15 protein-coding genes are annotated in these 17,861 nt (G+C 40.2%); 4 read left to right on the top strand and 11 right to left on the bottom strand.

The features are described from left to right. A partial coding sequence (locus tag CALSC_RS19825; protein ID WP_159460651.1) for a S8 family serine peptidase occupies positions 1-1,436 on the top strand: 1,436 nt, incomplete at its 5' end. A gap of 175 nt (positions 1,437-1,611) precedes the next feature. Here the strand turns inward: CALSC_RS19825 and CALSC_RS19820 are convergent. The 3 genes from CALSC_RS19820 to CALSC_RS19810 form a co-directional block, all read right to left on the bottom strand. Continuing rightward, positions 1,612-1,848 (bottom strand): hypothetical protein, encoded by a 237-nt coding sequence (locus CALSC_RS19820; protein WP_143288318.1) that lies wholly within the window; start codon positions 1,846-1,848, stop codon positions 1,612-1,614. Positions 1,849-2,413: 565 nt separating this feature from the next. Beyond that, positions 2,414-3,097 (bottom strand): response regulator transcription factor, encoded by a 684-nt coding sequence (locus CALSC_RS19815; RefSeq protein ID WP_088243003.1) that lies wholly within the window; start codon positions 3,095-3,097, stop codon positions 2,414-2,416. A 328-nt stretch (positions 3,098-3,425) separates the two neighbouring features. Beyond that, positions 3,426-3,884: a (2Fe-2S) ferredoxin domain-containing protein gene (locus CALSC_RS19810; protein ID WP_235006868.1), complete on the bottom strand. Its 459-nt coding sequence runs from the start codon at positions 3,882-3,884 to the stop codon at positions 3,426-3,428. A 560-nt stretch (positions 3,885-4,444) separates the two neighbouring features. On the opposite strand from CALSC_RS19810, the gene groES reads away from it, so the two are divergent. After that, positions 4,445-4,756, top strand: coding sequence for a co-chaperone GroES (gene groES, locus CALSC_RS19805; protein ID WP_088243002.1), 312 nt, complete (start codon positions 4,445-4,447; stop codon positions 4,754-4,756). Between the two features lie 121 nt (positions 4,757-4,877). Further along, on the top strand, positions 4,878-6,509 hold the full coding sequence (gene groL, locus CALSC_RS19800) for a chaperonin GroEL (protein ID WP_088243001.1): 1,632 nt from the start codon (positions 4,878-4,880) through the stop codon (positions 6,507-6,509). A 184-nt stretch (positions 6,510-6,693) separates the two neighbouring features. On the opposite strand, the gene CALSC_RS19795 is transcribed toward groL, so the two are convergent. From CALSC_RS19795 to CALSC_RS19775, 6 genes are all read right to left on the bottom strand, one after another. Continuing rightward, positions 6,694-7,275: a molybdenum cofactor guanylyltransferase gene (locus tag CALSC_RS19795; protein WP_088243000.1), complete on the bottom strand. Its 582-nt coding sequence runs from the start codon at positions 7,273-7,275 to the stop codon at positions 6,694-6,696. Between the two features lie 135 nt (positions 7,276-7,410). Continuing rightward, positions 7,411-7,863, bottom strand: coding sequence for a nitrate reductase associated protein (locus tag CALSC_RS19790; protein ID WP_088242999.1), 453 nt, complete (start codon positions 7,861-7,863; stop codon positions 7,411-7,413). A gap of 125 nt (positions 7,864-7,988) precedes the next feature. Further along, entirely contained in the window at positions 7,989-10,253 is a 2,265-nt protein-coding gene (locus CALSC_RS19785; protein ID WP_088242998.1) for a molybdopterin oxidoreductase family protein, read from the bottom strand. Positions 10,254-10,419: 166 nt separating this feature from the next. Next, positions 10,420-12,012 (bottom strand): MFS transporter, encoded by a 1,593-nt coding sequence (locus CALSC_RS19780; RefSeq protein ID WP_088242997.1) that lies wholly within the window; start codon positions 12,010-12,012, stop codon positions 10,420-10,422. Positions 12,013-12,089: 77 nt separating this feature from the next. Next, the gene (locus tag CALSC_RS26055; protein ID WP_143288317.1) at positions 12,090-12,287 is read right to left on the bottom strand and encodes a hypothetical protein; all 198 of its coding nucleotides are present in this window, start codon (positions 12,285-12,287) and stop codon (positions 12,090-12,092) included. 81 nt (positions 12,288-12,368) lie between these two features. Continuing rightward, the gene (locus tag CALSC_RS19775) at positions 12,369-13,907 is read right to left on the bottom strand and encodes a ferredoxin--nitrite reductase (RefSeq protein ID WP_088242996.1); all 1,539 of its coding nucleotides are present in this window, start codon (positions 13,905-13,907) and stop codon (positions 12,369-12,371) included. 252 nt (positions 13,908-14,159) lie between these two features. Here CALSC_RS19775 and CALSC_RS19770 point away from each other — a divergent pair, with 252 nt between their 5' ends. After that, on the top strand, positions 14,160-15,125 hold the full coding sequence (locus CALSC_RS19770) for a HEAT repeat domain-containing protein (protein WP_235006867.1): 966 nt from the start codon (positions 14,160-14,162) through the stop codon (positions 15,123-15,125). Between the two features lie 88 nt (positions 15,126-15,213). On the opposite strand, the gene CALSC_RS19765 is transcribed toward CALSC_RS19770, so the two are convergent. Next, the gene (locus CALSC_RS19765; protein ID WP_088243006.1) at positions 15,214-16,878 is read right to left on the bottom strand and encodes an iron uptake porin; all 1,665 of its coding nucleotides are present in this window, start codon (positions 16,876-16,878) and stop codon (positions 15,214-15,216) included. Between the two features lie 393 nt (positions 16,879-17,271). Then, a partial coding sequence (locus tag CALSC_RS19760; protein ID WP_143288316.1) for an iron uptake porin occupies positions 17,272-17,861 on the bottom strand: 590 nt, incomplete at its 5' end.

The raw sequence follows: 17,861 nt of genomic DNA, 5'->3' as shown, positions 1-17,861 counted from the left end.
CTGTTTCTCTGCTTGCTAAAGGTACTTCTCCCACCAACCATATTTCCGGATTAACTGGTAATGGAGAAATTATTGCCATTGCAGATACAGGATTAGATTTACAGATAGGAGAAAACACTGTACTCCATCCTGATTTTGATGGAAGGATTAAAAAAATTAAAAGTTGTCCTATCAAACCTTCATACTCTTCTTCCAGAGTTCATAATCCTCATGGCGATGACGGAGCATCGGATAAATATTCAGGACATGGGACTCATGTAGCAGGAAGTGCCTTAGGAAACGGAACAATGGCACAAAATTATGGACTTCCTCCGATCCAGGGAATGGCTCCTGAAGCAGAATTGATTTTTCAGGCAATTGAGCAAACTCCCCAATGGACGGAACAAGAAATCATAAAATCAGTTGTAAATCTCAGAAAAATTCCTCCTGCTTCTAATTTGTCAGGTATTCCTAGTAATCTCAAAGTATTATTTGAATTTGCTTATAATAACGGCGCACGTATTCATTCCAATTCTTGGGGAGGAAGTGGATCTGACCGATGTCGTCAGGTAGATACATTTGTTTGGGAAAACAAAAATTTTCTCATAGTATTTGCTGCTGGAAATGAAGGTAATCAAAAGAGAACAATTACACCGCCAGGGACGGCAAAAAACTGTATCACAGTAGGAGCATCAGATGAGTTTAGCAGTCGAGGGCCTTGTGAGGATGGTCGTCTTAAACCTGATGTCATTGCTCCTGGAGCATATATTTTATCCACTCGCTCATGTCAAATTACACATCACTCTGAAGCTCCATATCCACCAGTTAAAGATTTTTATATGTACACGAGTGGAACTTCTATGGCAACTCCTTTGGTTGCTGGTAGCGCAGCATTAGTTCGTGAGTATTTTCGTACTAGAAAGAGAATTGACGATCCCAGTGCTGCCTTGGTCAAAGCTGCATTGATTCATTCAGCCGATTATAAAAGAGAGACATCTTCTCAAAAGTGGGCAGATGATAAACAAGGATGGGGCATGATAAACCTGAGTCGGATTATTGATCGTCCCGCTCCTTATGCTATAGAATTTTTTGATAGATCTCAAGGATTCTCAGATTCAGGGGAGCAGCATAATTATCAATTTGAGATAACTAACGACTCAATCCCTTTACGAGTAACTCTAGTTTACACCGACTATCCAGACGAAAAATTAATCGGTAAACTTGTCAATAACCTCAACCTAGAAGTTTATAATCCTAAGGACAAATATTATTGTGGCAATGATTTTGATGATGAAGGCAAGAAGGATTATTTGAATAATGTCGAAGGTTGTATTATTAATACACCTATAGAAGGAAAATGGAAAATCAGAATTGTGGGAGAAACGATTGCCCAGCCACCACAAGATTATGCTTTGATAGTTTCTGGAGCATTTATAAATTGGCAGTTTAATTTATAGGGATAAAAATTATTCTTCCGCAGCCAGCGAAAATAATTCTTGTTTCCGTCTGGCTATTGATCTTTATTATCGATTTGAGCTTATTTCTGTAAAACCTTTATATTGCAATAATGTAATAACAATATAGATTTATTTAAACAATTAATTCCTTATCTGTTGTTATAACTACCATATTTTAAATAATTGTTTCATCTTCTTGTAATGCCAGTTCACAGGCTATCTGCTCTTTGTAGGACAAAGGAGAATGCTGCCACCCAGATACTGGAATCCAAATCCATTTACCATCTGGTCTATTCTTGAGATCGGCAACAGCAGCCTCCATTAAGTCTGGGAAATATTTATATTGAATGCATTCCTTTACTGGTAACACGGCAGAATCATCAATTTCCTGTACATTATGGTTCAAAGCCATGATTGTATTTTGATATCGAAAAAACGTGACAAATTTAATTTTTTCCATAACTAATTTCCTTTTGGCAGAGCAACAAAAAGAGCATGATTGATATATTTAAAATATTAATCATAATTTATTAAGTATTGCCTGGGTCGTTGTGACAGAATAGCCATGCTCCGAAGGAGCCGCCTAATGGCGATCGCATTTTGTTCAACTGTTGATGTTATTTTCCATTGCTACAAGCAAAATTTTAGTAATGCCTCACGGGAAAAACGATTTCTGGTTTGACTGTGCTTATGAATTTAATTTATTGACAGTTCTCTATCCAAACTACAACCTAATAACGGCACTTGCTCCGGGGAAAATTAGTTTTGAATAACTAAATGTGAAGTAGTATACACCCTGGAGTTTTCTCGCCAGAAAGCAGTATTAAGGATTCTGTATGGCGATAAGAAATATAGAGTTTAGCTATCAGCTATCAGCTTTGTTTTTTTTTGTAGTACACTCTAATAGATTGCTTATTTTTATCAACCTACCCAAAGTTACCAACAGAAGCACTGAAGGCTAATAGCTAAATGGAATGTTATGACATTTTATTCTCAATTGCCCACCGAGCTAATTCGGTGCGGTTGTTGAGATCAGTTTTGCCCAACATATTGGACACATGGCTTTCTACAGTCCGCTGACTGACACTTAATTCTTCTGCTATTTCCCGATTTGCCATGCCTTTAGATACCAATTGAACAACCTTCAACTCGGTAGGAGTCAAAGTCACATCATAGGGAACTTGGATGCGAGAACTACTGTCTCCTCCTTTTGATTTGTAACCTTCATAGCGCATGGTTTGCTTGAGAGAAGATTCGACTTGGGCTACAAGTTCTTCTGGCTCAAAAGGCTTGACCATATAAACATCAGCGCCTTTGTTGAGACCCTTTACCCGATCTGTACTTTGTCCTTTAGCAGAAAGGAAAAGCACGGGAATCCAGTTAGTACTCTCTTTTTGCCGGACTTGCTCTACAAAAGTATAGCCGTCCATTTCCGGCATCATCACGTCACAAACGATCATATCTGGGGTATCCTGCTCTAAAATATCCAGTGCTTCTCGACCATTTTCAGCGGTGGTGACTTGGTATCCCCGGAACTCTAAATAATCCTTCACCAGCAAGATGAGGTTGGGGTCATCATCAATAAGTAGTAGTCGTTTGGTTTGATCTTTGGACATGCTGGGTTCTTTCATAGCAGTGGCACTTATCGCACTTTTTTCCATCAACTTCCTAAGTAATTTCCTCTATCTTTGACCATTGATATTCTGTAAATTTTCTTACTCTATTCACTTTGAGCTAATAGACATCTCTAAAGCAATTATTACCTCTAAGAAACTACTAAATCAATAGCAAATTTACAGTAAGGATACGTAGAGCAGTAGTATTTATAATGCGCTATTATATATCTTATTGAAAGGGGGCGGTTAAAAAACGCTGAATAAATAATAATCCTTTAGATTTCCTACATAAATATTCGGGTACATAACCACATAAACATCAAACAGATTAATTGTTTTGAAAACTAAATAATATTTTAGGATCTGCGCTTAATTAAGCCTCTATCAGCCTTGGGCAGGAAATGGAATCACTTCCTGGTAAAGGATGATTTAAAAAAGCATACTCTGCCACAATTTGATTGCCGATCAAGTGCTCCTGAAGAATCCTTTCAATTACTTCCGGAGTTGCTTGACGGTACCATACACCATCTGGGTAGACAATGAGGATTGGTCCATCACAACAAATCCGCAAACAATTAGCTTTAGTCCTCAAAACGCAACCAAGATGATTGTCCTGGGGCGAATCTAATTTTAACTCTTTCAGTCTTTTTTTCAAGTAGTTCCATGAATCTAAACTACTTTTGTGTGAGCAACAGACAGGATTCGTTTGGTCAGCACAGATAAAAATATGTCGCTGAGTTTTTCTTAATCCCAAAGTTTCTATACAATTATCAGGTGTTCTTGGAGAGTTTTTCTTGATATTTATCGATATGTTTGGGTTGGGCTGCTTCATTGTATTATCACTCAGTTTACTATTTCCCTGATTACAGTTCTATATCAATTTCTTCAGTTCGCAAACACAATTGAGCATATAACACTAGTAACCCCAGGTGGAAGTCACAAAGAAGGAGGGTAGCAGGGAGCAGGGAGCAGGGAGCAGGAAGTAGGGAGCAGGGAGCAGGGAGAAGGGAGCAGGGGATTGAAACCTTGTTATGCTAAGCTCCACAGAAGGGGAAAAAAGATAGAAATACCTCTTTCCGACTCACAGCTCCCGATTCCCCACTCCCCATAAACAAAGAAACATAATTTTAGTTAAGTTTTTATAAGCTTTTGTTGCGAAAATTTGCGGCAATCCTGCCCTCACTCTGTGTAGCTTTCTTCCCCATTTCCAGCCAGGATTCCTGTAGATTAGCTACTTTCCCAGGAATATGTACACTTTTAACCCCTAATTATTAACCCATTCCCTCCCTCCAAGTTCGGAAACCCGTACACCTGTCTTTGTTGCCATTAGACATCGCTCTTAGGTAAATTAGCACTCAGGAGTTGAGAGTGCTAACTCTGGAGAAATATTGTATGGCAGCTGTATCTTTAAGCGTTTCAACAGTAAAACCTTTAGGCGATCGCGTATTTGTAAAAGTGAACGCCTCGGAAGAAAAGACCGCAGGTGGTCTGTATTTGCCTGACACGGCTAAAGAAAAGCCTCAAGTAGGTGAAGTAGTATCCGTGGGTGAAGGTAAGCTCAAAGACGACGGTGGTCGTCAGACAATGGATGTGAAAGTTGGAGATAAAGTTCTTTACTCCAAATACGCTGGAACCGACATTAAATTAGGAACCGACGAATACGTACTGCTTTCCGAGAAAGATATTCTAGCAATCGTTTCGTAGAGTTATGAGTTACGAGTTCTGAGTTATCAATTTATAACCCCTATTTAACTCAGCACTTAAAACTCTAACTGACAAATTGATTCCAAACTCAAAACCAAGAACTCAAAACTATTGCGGAACTATGGCAAAGCGCATTATTTACAACGAAAACGCCCGTCGCGCCTTGGAAAAAGGAATGGATATCCTAGCTGAGGCTGTAGCTGTTACCCTCGGCCCCAAAGGTCGCAACGTAGTACTAGAAAAAAAATTTGGTGCGCCTCAAATTGTCAATGATGGTGTCACCATTGCTAAAGAAATTGAATTAGAAGATCACGTAGAAAATACAGGGGTTTCCCTAATTCGCCAAGCAGCTTCTAAGACTAATGATGCTGCTGGTGATGGTACCACCACTGCAACTGTTTTGGCTCACGCCATGGTTAAAGAAGGCTTGCGTAACGTTGCAGCCGGTGCTAATGCAATTTTATTGAAGCGTGGTATTGATAAAGCAGCTGGTTTCTTAGTAGAGAAAATTGCTGAACATGCTCGTCCTGTAGAAGATTCCAAAGCTATTGCCCAAGTTGGCGCAATTTCTGCTGGTAACGATGATGAAGTCGGTCAGATGATTGCCCAAGCAATGGACAAAGTTGGTAAGGAAGGGGTAATTTCCTTGGAAGAAGGGAAATCCATGACTACCGAGTTGGAAATCACCGAAGGGATGCGCTTTGATAAAGGCTATATTTCTCCCTACTTTGCTACTGATACTGAGCGCATGGAAGCAATTTTTGATGAGCCTTACTTGTTGCTCACCGACAAAAAAATTGCTTTGGTACAAGATTTAGTACCTGTGCTGGAGCAAGTGGCTCGTGCTGGTAAGCCTTTAGTAATTATCGCTGAAGATATTGAAAAAGAAGCTCTAGCTACCTTAGTAGTTAACCGCTTACGCGGTGTACTCAATGTAGCTGCTATCAAGGCTCCTGGTTTTGGCGATCGCCGTAAGGCTATGCTAGAGGATATTGCTGTCCTCACTGGTGGTCAATTAATTACCGAAGATGCTGGTTTGAAGTTGGAAAATACCAAGCTGGATATGCTAGGTACCACTCGCCGCGTTACCATCACTAAGGACAATACCACCATTGTGGCTGAAGGTAACGAAGCTGGAGTTAAGGCGCGTTGTGAGCAAATTCGCCGTCAAATGGATGAAACTGAATCTTCCTATGACAAAGAGAAGTTGCAAGAGCGTTTGGCTAAATTGTCTGGTGGTGTAGCAGTTGTTAAAGTTGGTGCTGCTACCGAAACCGAAATGAAAGACAAGAAACTGCGCTTGGAAGATGCTATCAACGCTACCAAGGCGGCTGTAGAAGAAGGTATTGTTCCTGGTGGTGGTACAACCTTGGCTCACCTCGCTCCTCAATTAGAAACTTGGGCAGCCAGTAATCTCAAGGATGAAGAGTTAATTGGGGCAATGATTGTGGCTCGTGCTTTACCTGCTGCTTTGATGCGGATTGCAGAAAATGCAGGTCAGAATGGTGCTGTAATTTCTGAGCGTCTGAAAGAGAAGTCCTTTGATACTGGTTACAACGCTGCTACTGGCGAATTTGTAGATATGTTAGCTGCTGGTGTTGTTGACCCTGCTAAGGTAACTCGTTCTGCTATGCAAAATGCGGCTTCCATTGCTGGTATGGTATTGACAACTGAATGTATTGTTGTTGATAAGCCTGAGCCAAAAGAAGGCGCTCCTGCTGGTGCTGGTATGGGTGGCGACTTCGATTACTAAGGTTAATTTTTGAGATGGGTATTTTTCCCGTCTGAATATAAAAAATGGCTGTCTTCCTATGGGGAGGCAGCTATTTTTTGTTGGCACTACGCGCAAGTAATAAGTAATAAGTTTACTGCTCATAGGTTTCAGGGTTCAACGATGGCCGCGCCCTAATTGCATAGTGCTATAAATATCTAAATATCTAGAAAGCCTTGTTTAAATCTTCAGGAGTATTACAGTTATGCAGCATCAATTTAACTTCTGGTGTTATGGATAAAGCTTGCACTTTTATATCAGAAAAACACTCTTGAAATGAATGTCCTCCAGTTTGAATCAAACTTTGCAATTCTGGAAGGATATGATGGCGATAAAAACCACACATTGGTTCCCAATTTACAGAATTATGGGGTACTACAGCTAAAATTTCCTCATGGACTTGCTCTAAGTCATTTATCCATTTTTGAATAATTTTTGTCTTTAGCAAAGGTAAATCACAAGCAAGTAATAGTATCCATTGAGTTGAAATCTGTTTTAAACCCTGATACAACCCATATAAAGGGCCATTTCCCGATTGAGATTCAGTGAGATAATTGCAGTCTGAAGGTAATATATGCTTGTAGCGATCGCACCAAGGAGTGAGGATATAAACTTCCTGGGTACATTCCTGAGCAACTTCATAAACCCTTTTGAGCATGGGCTTACCTTGATAGCATACAAGTGCTTTATCCCTCCCCATGCGAGAACTTTTACCACCAGCTAAAATTAGGGCAGATATATTTTTCATCTTTAATCTGAATTATGGGGCTAGGCGCAAGTAATAAGTAATAAGTAATAAGTAATAAGTAATAAGTTTATTTTCTATAGAAAAAGGGGGAAATTTCCTCTCAATTTAACCAATTAATTTATAAAAATTCTCCTTTTAAGCTATTCCAAATTCTTTTAGTGCAGGATAGAAATTTTGATTTTCATGGCTGGGACGACTTAGTTTAATTAAAGCAAAGCGTTGTAAGGAAGTAAGATTTTTCCATTGTTTGAGTGTAATGCTTACTCCATATTCTCCAGCTTTGTTTTTTGTCGTTGCTGGGATTTCTGATACATTCATCCAAGCTGGATTATCCTCTATGGTTAGCTCACCTGCTGGTTGTCCTATTTTATTTATAATTAAATTTTGTAAATATTCTTTATATGCTAGAACTTGCTGTTCATTACTGCAAGGTGTTTCTACTAAAGTTTGCCGTTCTTCAGTGGTTAGCTGATTCCAGTGAGCTAATTTCAATTTAACACCACAAGTATCCAAATTCAGTCTTACCTGCATGGGAATGCAGCGCAGGTTATCTACAAAGTCTGTCTCAAATTGAAAAAATGTGGACATTAAAAGTTTGTTATTGGTTCTTAAATATCTTAAATATTTGTAATGGTAATGGGTACCACTATTAATTCGTGCTTTCCAAGGGCGAACTGACAAGTTAGTACCAAAATTTTGTTGTCTATACGGTTTTACTGTGGTATAGAAACCAAGTCAGGAGACAATTTTTTATTTTGAGAGGACTCTGGGAGGTTTTCTGGAAGAACAATAGTTAGTATTATTTTGACTGCACAAGCTTTAAGTTCCGGTTCCAGGGAAATAGGACAGCTATGAGGATGGGTGAGGTTGTTCGCTTCAGCTTCTTTTGCCCAAAGACTACCCCAATGCATGGGGATAAAAACTGTTTTGGGAGTAATTGCTTTGGTAATTGTAACAGGAAATTTGGCTTTCCCTCGCGTTGATGTTATTTCTACCCAATCTCCTGACTTAATTCCTAATTCAGAAGCATCGCGGGGATGAATCTCGATAAAGGGATTGGGGTGCATTTTGACAGTTTTCTCAATTCTTCCAGTGCGGGTTTGAGTGTGCCAATGACCGTAGAGTCTGCCAGTTGTGAGAATAAATGGATACTCTGGATTAGGTGGTTCTGCGAGTCCGCGAGAATGGTAAGCAGCAAATTTGGCTCTACCATCTGGGGTCGGAAAATGTAAATCTGTGTAGAGACGTTTGCTGACAGGTTTTTGATTTTTATATCTGAAAATATTGGAGAATAAGCCACCATGTTGATCTTCTTCTGTGTCTATAGGTGGTGAACCCCACTGCATGGGACCTTGTTGCGCTAATTTTTTGTGACTAATATCAGTGACAGAACACAAGCGATCGCAGGTTAATTGGACAAATTCATCATATACTTGAGCTGAATTGGTGTACTCAAATTTCTCTGCAAAACCTAAACGACGACCAACTTCGGCGAATATCTCCCAATCTGGTTTTGCTTCACCGGGAGGTTCCCTAAATTTAGGACAAAGGGTGACAACTCTTTCTGAGTTGGTCATGGTACCAGTTTTCTCACTCCATTGGGCTGCGGGTAAGATAATATGAGCATAAGCTGCTGTTTCCGTGGGATAATATGCATCTTGATAAATAGTGCAGGGAGATTTTAATAAAGCAGCTTTGGTTCTAACTAAATCTGGCATACTGACAGCCGGATTAGTGGCTGCAATCCACAGTAAACTAACATCACCAGTTTCTAAACCTGTAATCATACTCCAAGCGTCTCTACCTGGAGTTGGAGAAATTTGTCCCAGATTTAAACCCCAAAATTTTTCTACTTGTGCTCTGTGTTGGGGGTTTTTGACGGAACGATAACCAGGAAGAATATGAGCAAGTCCCCCTGCTTCCCTTCCTCCCATGGCGTTTGGTTGACCCGTGAGAGAAAAAGGACCAGCACCTAGTTTACCGATATTTCCAGTCATTAAATGGAGATTGATTAAAGTCCGTACTTTTGCTGTACCTTCTGAGGATTGATTTATACCCATTGACCACATAGATAAAACTCTTTCTGAATCAGCCCAGTAACGGGCTGCTGTTTCTAAGTGGTCGATAGGTATATTACACTTACGAGCAACAAATTCAGGAGTATAGTGACGAATCACTTCCGCATAACCAGGAAATCCCTGAGTACATTCGTCTATAAATACGGCATCAATAGTTCTCCAGCGCATTAATAAATGAGCAATACCGTTAAATAAGTCTATATCAGTACCGGGATTGATTGCTAGGTGTAAATCTGCTGCCTCTGCTGTCTTTGTTTTACGTGGGTCTACTACTATCATTTTCACATTGCGGTTGCGCTTATGATGATTGCGCAAGCGATTAAAAACAATAGGGTGACATTCAGCAGTATTGGTACCAACTAAAAAAGCACAATCAGTAAACTCTAAATCTTCATAACAACAAGGAGGACCATCTGAACCAAAGCTTTGTGTATAACCTGCAACTGCTGAAGACATACACAAGCGAGAATTGGCATCAAAATTATTAGTTCCCAAACAACCCTTGATTAACTTCTGAGCAATATAATAATCCTCTGTTTGGAACTGACCAGAACCGTACATACAGATAGCATCAGCACCCTGACTTTTAACTGTATCTCGGATCTGGTTCACAATTCTCTCAAAAGCCTGATCCCAACTTACCCGTCGAAACTCCTCTGACAGAGAATCTCGCATCATTGGATACTTAAGACGACTTTTGTCAAGGGATTCTGTAACAGTAGCACCTTTGACACAAACCATACCTTGAGAAGAAGGATGGCTTTTATCTCCCATTACTTTCCAAATAGGATTTCCTTGGGAATCTCGGTGAGTTGCACGACCACTTACAGCAGGAGGAAATACTTGCAGACCACAACCAACACCGCAATAGGGACAAAGAGTTTTAACTGATTCAGACATGGTTTTCAATTCGCTCCTCCAGGGCGCAAATATTGCGCCCCTACTATCTTCCAGACAGCCTCTCATGTAAGTTTATACACAATCAAACATGAAAAGTCTTTTCTTAACCATTAACTAATAACTAACAACCATCAATTGTCAACCATCAACTAACAACTAACCACTATCAACTATTTGGTTCCCCAGATACATAAGGATAACTCGGTTCCACCGTTTCAAACTGCGGTTCGGGCTGAGTGTCTTCATCTTCATGATGTTCTGCAAAGGAACCTTTGGGCTCTTTGAGGAAGAACCAGCATAAAAATGCAACTATTAAACCCGCAATCCCCATAATTTGGAAGAATATGGTGTTTGCTTGAGCGATGGTTGCTGCTGTGGGTTCACCTTCACCACTTAACCATTCTGGTAAGAGACTGAAGATAGTCAGATAAGCAACAGCACCCACGTTCCCATAAGCACCGACATTACCTGCAACTTGTCCAGTTATCCGTCGCTTAATTAAAGGAACGATGGCGAATGTTGAACCTTCCCCTGCTTGCACGAAGAAAGAACAAGCCATAGTTAATAATATTGCTAATGGTAACCACCAACCACCACCGACACTTCCCATCATTAAATAGCCTATACCCATACCAGCCGTTAATACTGCCATGGTTCTCTTCCGACTACCCAATCGATCAGAAATTAAACCACCACCAGGACGAGACATTAAATTCATAAATGCATAGCTGGCTGCAATCATCCCTGCTTGGGCTTTACTTAGGGCAAAAGTACCTTCAAAAAAGGCTGGAAGCATGGAAACAACTGCTAATTCCGAACCAAAGTTAACTATGTATGTCAACTCCAGAATTGCGACTTGAGAAAAACTATAACGATCTTTTGCAGCATATGTCTTTCTCCCGGTAAGTAAGTCTTTATTGACCATTAAACAGTTGTAGGCTTGGAACAGATATAAACCAATCAAGCAAGCCCAGACAATATACATGGTATTGATGTCGTATAGCTTCACCTTATGCAAACGCCAAGCCAGAACCATCAAGATACCAGACAAAGGTAAGTTCATTAACATCAAGAACCAGAAATCTCGTTTGCTGGTAACTTCAATCCCTCTAGCACTTTTAGGCTTTTGATAAACCTTACCGGGAGGATTATCCTGAACATTAAAGTAATAGAGAACTCCGTACAAGGCTGCAATAATTCCAGTTCCTCCAATACCTAAGCGCCAATTAAGTAAAGCTTCTCCTGTCTGGGGATTTGCTGCACCAAATGACAACCACCCAGCAATTACAGGTAAGGTAAATGCTGCTGCGGCTGAACCAAAGTTACCCCAACCACCATAAATTCCTTCAGCTAAACCAATTTCCTTTGGTGGAAACCATTCTGCCACCATGCGAATACCAATGACAAACCCTGCACCGACAACACCTAGTGCTAAACGAGCAGCTACTAACTGACTGAAGTTTTGGGCGGAAGCGAAGATCAGACAGGGAATTGCAGCATAAATTAACAGCAGGGAATAAGTAATTCTGGGCCCATACTTATCTAACAACATGCCGATAATAATTCGGGCTGGTACTGTCAGAGCTACGTTACAAATTGCCAGAGTCCTGATTTGAGCTACTGTCAAGCCAAAGTCTGCTTTTACTTGTGTGGCTAAAGGTGCCAAATTAAACCAAACCACAAAAGATAAAAAGAAAGCAAACCAAGTCATATGCAGGATTTTATACCTGCCATTGAACGACACTATTTCCTTGAGCATATTATTTACCTAATTTCTTGGAGATAAAAAAATGGGAATCAATACAGAAGAGGTGATACGATTTTAGATTTTAGATTTTAGATTTTGAGGACAGTGTGGTCTTGGGGAGCCAGCGTTGTAGACGGTAAGCCATTGCGGTGGACGGGTTTCCCGGCATAAAGCAAGTGGCGCAACCCGTAGGGGTTTCCCGTCGCAGACGACTGGCGTTGGTTTCCTCCATGAACAACTGTCCGGGATTGTGAAAGATTTACTACATAAGCTTTTCTTTCTTTCAATCTGTCGCAATCATTTTTCCAATTGGTATGAGGTGGTGATATAGATTGTTAACGATTAACAGCCAACCATCACCAATTAACCTATTTCACCTTTGCCCCAAAATCTGTGATCAGAATCTTACGTAACACTGGTAGTAAATCTTCACAGGGAATACCTTTTTGTACGCAAGTACCTAGTTGAGCATCTTTCCCGACTTTACCCCCCATATACAAATCAACGCCTTCCACAGTTTTGCCATCCTTGCGGACTTTCGTTCCCATTAAACCGATGTCAGCTACCTGGGGTTGACCGCAAGAATTGGGACATCCTGTCCAATGAATTCTCACAGGATGTGATATCTCTAACTCCCCATCTAGCTCTTTACTCAGGGCTAAGGCTCGGTTTTTGGTTTCCACTAGGGCAAACTTACAAAACTGTGCTCCCGTACAGGATACCAAGGCTCTTTCTAATGCCTGGGGAGCAATGGCAAATTTTTGTAGGAGGGGTTCTGCGAGGAAAAGCTCTAAGTTCTCATCGGGAATATTGGCAACGATCGCATTTTGTTCGACTGTTAGTCTGACCTCACCACTACCATATACCTCTGCCAGACGGGACAAGTCAAACATATCCTCGGCTTGTAGTCTACCTACGGGAATATGTAAACCAACATAATTTAATCTAGCCTGTTTCTGTTTATACACCCCGATGTGATCGTGTTTTTCCCAGTCGATTTCATCTTTTGCTGCGGCTTCTGATAGGGTGGCTGCCAATTCCTCTTCTACTAGCTGACGAAAATTATCTATACCCAATTCGTCAATCAGCCACATTAATCTTGATTTCTGGCGGTTCGCTCTTAAACCTTTGTCCCGATATACCGTTAAAATTGCTCTAGATAAATTAACTACTTCTTGATTCGGGGGAACCCAAGCATTCAGGGGAATAGCAGCTTCACAGCGTTTAGCAGAAAAGAAACCACCCACTAAAACATTAAATCCTAACTGCCCGTCTTTGTATGCCGGGACAAAAGCTATATCGTTAATTTCGGCGTGAACGGAGTTATCTCGTCCCCCTTCAATGGCAATATTAAATTTACGAGGCAAATTGGTAAATGCATAGTTACCTTCGCCTTTGTTGGTAATCATGTCCTGGACTTGTTTTACCAGCTCGCGGGTATCAATTAGTTCATCTACATCGATTCCTGCAACTGGAGAACCAGTAATATTACGCACATTGTCCATACCAGATTGCATGGAAGTCATGCCTACTGAGTGCAGTTGTTGGAATATGTCTGGTATGTCTTCCAGTCGGATTCCCCGTAGTTGGATATTTTGTCTGGTTGTAATATCTGCGCTACCATCAGTCCCATAACGCTGGACAATTTCAGCTAATACGTGCAATTGCTGACTGGTGAGGATCCCATTGGGAGTACGCATCCGCAACATAAACTTACCAGGAGTTACAGGACGGTAAAATATTCCTAACCATTTCAGACGATGTTCCAAGTCGGTTTTGTCAACAGCTTCCCAACCAATCCGAGCAAAATGTTCGAGTTCGTCCTTTACATCTAGTCCGTCCTTTTCGGCTTTGAATTTTTCAAACTTATTTAAGGTTTTGGTTTCCCCTGACTCTACAGACGGCATGGTGGTAAATCCCTTTTAAAAAACACAAGTGATTATACTTAAATGAACAGTATCAAAAAAATAATTAATTTCTTGTACGTAGATTAAGAGATTTTATTTAATTTTTCATGATTTCGACATTTAGCAAGGATATAGATACGCAAGCTCTTGAATCTCAACAGTTTACAAGCATATTAAAATTACTATGTTAACTATTGGATGTTTCAATATTTACGATACTTACATATTTAATAGGCGATCGCTGCTTTATTGTTGATTGTAGAAGATGAAGAAAGGGATGTGGAAGTTCGTTGGTTTGCGGTGCGTATTTTAGGAGGGTTGAACGAACCACAAGTTATTTTACCTTTAGTTAATCTAGTGCAGTCAACTGAGGAAGAAGATTTATTGATAGTCGCAACAACAGCCTTATCAAATATTGGGAATGGGGCGATTGTAGGTTTAAGTCAATTACTCGAACATCAAAAGTCAAAACTACTAGCAGTCAAATCATTATCCCAAATTCGCCGTTCCTCAATCATTGAACCATTAATTAGTGTGGTTAACGATATTAACCCAGAAATTCGTGCGATCGCAATTGAAGCTTTAGGTAGTTTCCATGAAGAAAGACTGATTCCCATTTTTATTCAAGCATTAGCAGACCCATCAGCAGCAGTACGTAAAGAAGCAGTCATTGCTCTGGGGACGAGAGGGGAATCAAAAGGGAAATTTGATTTAGTCAAACAACTCCAACCATTACTATATGACTTAAACTTAGAAGTATGTCAGCAAAGTGCGATCGCTCTCGGAAGAATGAAAGACGGTAGAGCAGGGGAAGCACTTTTCCAAGTTTTGAGTGCTACAACTACACCAATTTTGCTGAAAAAAGAAATTATTAGAGTGTTGAGTTGGAGCGGTTCTCAACAAGCTTTAGTGTATTTAGAAAAAATCCTTTACCCTGACAATATTGCACCGTATCAACAAGAACTATGTCAGGAAATAGTTACAGTCTTAGGCAATCAGAAATTACCACAACTAAAATTTCAATCTGCCCAGATTTTAATCAATTTTCTCAACTCAGGGCAAGAAATCCCATCAATATCTAAAATCAAGCAAGCAATAGCCACATCCTTAGGGGAATTACGAGAATTATCAGCTCTCCCCAGTTTAGAAAAACTCGCCTGTGATCCAGAACAAGTAGTTAGATTACATGCGATCGCTGGATTGAAAAAGCTACATTAAACCAGAAACTCGAAGGGAAGGAAGGGGAAGCCATAAGTGTTTTGGAATTTACAACTTACCTCTTCCTTCTTCCTTCTCCCGTAGGGATTTAAAAAGTGAAAGTGGTTCTCAAAGTACCGATAATCGCATCATCGTTATCATCACTTTGACCAGGGGCTGTTTGCCAAATCACACCAGGAGTAATGGAAATATTATCACTCACACGATACTTATAGAAACCTTCAATGTGATAGGGAACCTCATCAGAATTAGTACCTCGTTCAAGTGAGTATGGTTGAGCACCAGCAAATATACCCAGTACATTACCCTTCTGACCAAAATCAGGTAAAGCTATACCCAATCCATAACTCCAAGCTTCAAAATCGTCATTAGCACCAAAACCTGTAACGTCATGGTAAGAAACAAAACCACTGACGGAGATCTTATCACTAGGTTTAAATGCTGCTGCTAGACCATATGAGTTACTTGAAGATGGATTGTTTAGAGTATTTGCCTGGTCGGTTCCCACCACAGCACTATTCACACCACCTGCATCAAATAAAACGCTTCCCGCTCCGTGATAACCATGAACATAGGTAGCAGCTAAGGATATGCGATCGCCCACATTAAAGTTTAATTGTCCTAGGGCAGCATAATTACCATTGAATACCCCTGCGCCATCAGTAGAATTACTGGCTTCTGACCCCAAGTAACTTAAGGTTAAGGAACCTGGTCTTACAGAGTTTTCAGAACTACCAAAGTTAAAAGTAACTGCTGCGCCAGCACCACCACCAATACGATAGATAGGGCTTTCGGAAGCAAAGGCAGATAGGGCACCATTTCCACCATCAAAATCTTCAAAATAAGGGTTGACAGTGTTAGCATAATCACTATGAATACCGCCAGTGGCTACTACATAAAATTGTAGGTTTTCTCCCACAGGGAAGTAATAACCTAACCAATCAAGAACGACATTATTACTAGTATTGCCAATATTGAATGTTTGGGTTGCTTCCCCACTATTACCTGTAGTTCCCAAATTCAATGTAGTAGCGTTACCAGCTGCTAAACGGGTATGCAACTTATCCTTACCCGTAAAACTGGTTTGTAGGTCTAAACGTATTCTATTTTGAAAAACTGTGTTATTGTTATCCCCTGCTGTATCACCAAAGGCATCGGTGAGAGCAAATATAGCCTCTCCCACTAGTTTTGTGGTGGTAGAAAACTGGTTTGCTTCCAACTCAGCAGTTCTAGCTTCTAAGGAATCTACCCGTCCCCTCAAGGTAGCTAATTCCGCAGAAAATTCTTCTTGTAACCTTTGTAAGGTAGCTAAGTCTTCTTTCGTTACCAAGTCTGCTGTTGCAGTAGCAATTAATTCATTCACCCGATCCAAACAAGCGTTTAAACCTGCAGCAAATTCATAACGAGTTAATGCTCGGTTTCCTCTATAAGTCCCATTGGGATAACCAGCAATACAACCATAACGCTCTACCAAGGATTGTAATGCTTGAAATGCCCAGTCTGTAGGTTGGACATCTGAGAACTGAGAAACTGAAGTTACTTGAGCGACTGAAGTACTCTGTCCCTCGTTACTATAGTTCTTTACGTCTTGTAATATGTTGGAGTTATTTGGCTGTACCTGAGCCAAAACCTGTGATTTTTGCGCCTTTTCTGCACTATTCTCAGGAGATGCAATCGCAGTTCCTGATAGTAAAAACATTGCACCCAAGAAGGATGGACTGCAAATAAAAGATGCCCAAACTAATTTTGACACCATATAATTTTCCCTCACACCTTGTATATTTTCTGGTTACAACAATTAACTAGAAAAAATTCATTTTAACCTAATTTTAATACCAGTTTAATTTTGATGCCAATGTTATATATACATAGGGCTTGCTGAATAACTTTACTACTCTCATCCTGCAAGCTTTTCAGGCTATTTTTTTCGAAAACAGTGCAAGATAATTAGGGATATAAGGCTTAAAAACCTCGCATCTTCAATTTTTTTAACTCCAAAAAATTGGAAAAAATAGGGGTAAAACTGTTAAGAGTTTCCCGTTAAGAGTTCACTTCCCCAATGCTTACACAATCTCCCGACAAAAAACCCGCCATGAGGCGGGAGGAGTCAAATTAATAGTTGGAATTCGATTGTTGAATTAGGCTACTAGAAAGTGAAGGTAGTTCTTAAAGTACCAATCACTGCATTATTGCTATTATCTTGACCGGGTGCGGTTAACCAGATCAGACCAGGAGTGATAGAAATATTTTCACTCACCTGATATTTATAAAATCCTTCAATGTGGAATGGTGTATCACCATCTTCAACCCCTGATATTCTATTGATAGCATAGGGTTCTGCTCCAGCATAAATACCTAGGACATTACCTTGTCTACCAAAATCAGGTAATGCTATCCCCAAACCATAACTCCAAACTTCAAAGTCATCATTCGCACCAAAGCCTGTGATATCGTGGAAAGAAACAAAGCCACTGATGGATATTCTATCGCTAGGTCTGACAGATGCAGATAAACCGTAGGAGTTACTAAACGCTCCTTCTTGGTTCAGTGTATTAGTATTAGTCAGACCAACTAAATTAGCTTGGCGAGTACCCGCAGTTGCATTATTCAAACCAGCATTGAAAATACTGGTACCAGGACTGTGCAAACCATGAACATAGGTTGCAGCAAAATCAATGCCCCTCAAGCCAAAGTTTAATTGTCCTAAAAAGGCATAGTCACCATTGAAAACACCTT

The sequence above is a fragment of the Calothrix rhizosoleniae SC01 genome (assembly GCF_900185595.1).
Lineage (GTDB): Bacteria > Cyanobacteriota > Cyanobacteriia > Cyanobacteriales > Nostocaceae > Calothrix_A > Calothrix_A rhizosoleniae.
The sequence above is the reverse complement of the archived record's forward strand: the minus strand, read 5'-3'. Positions and strand labels throughout refer to the sequence as shown.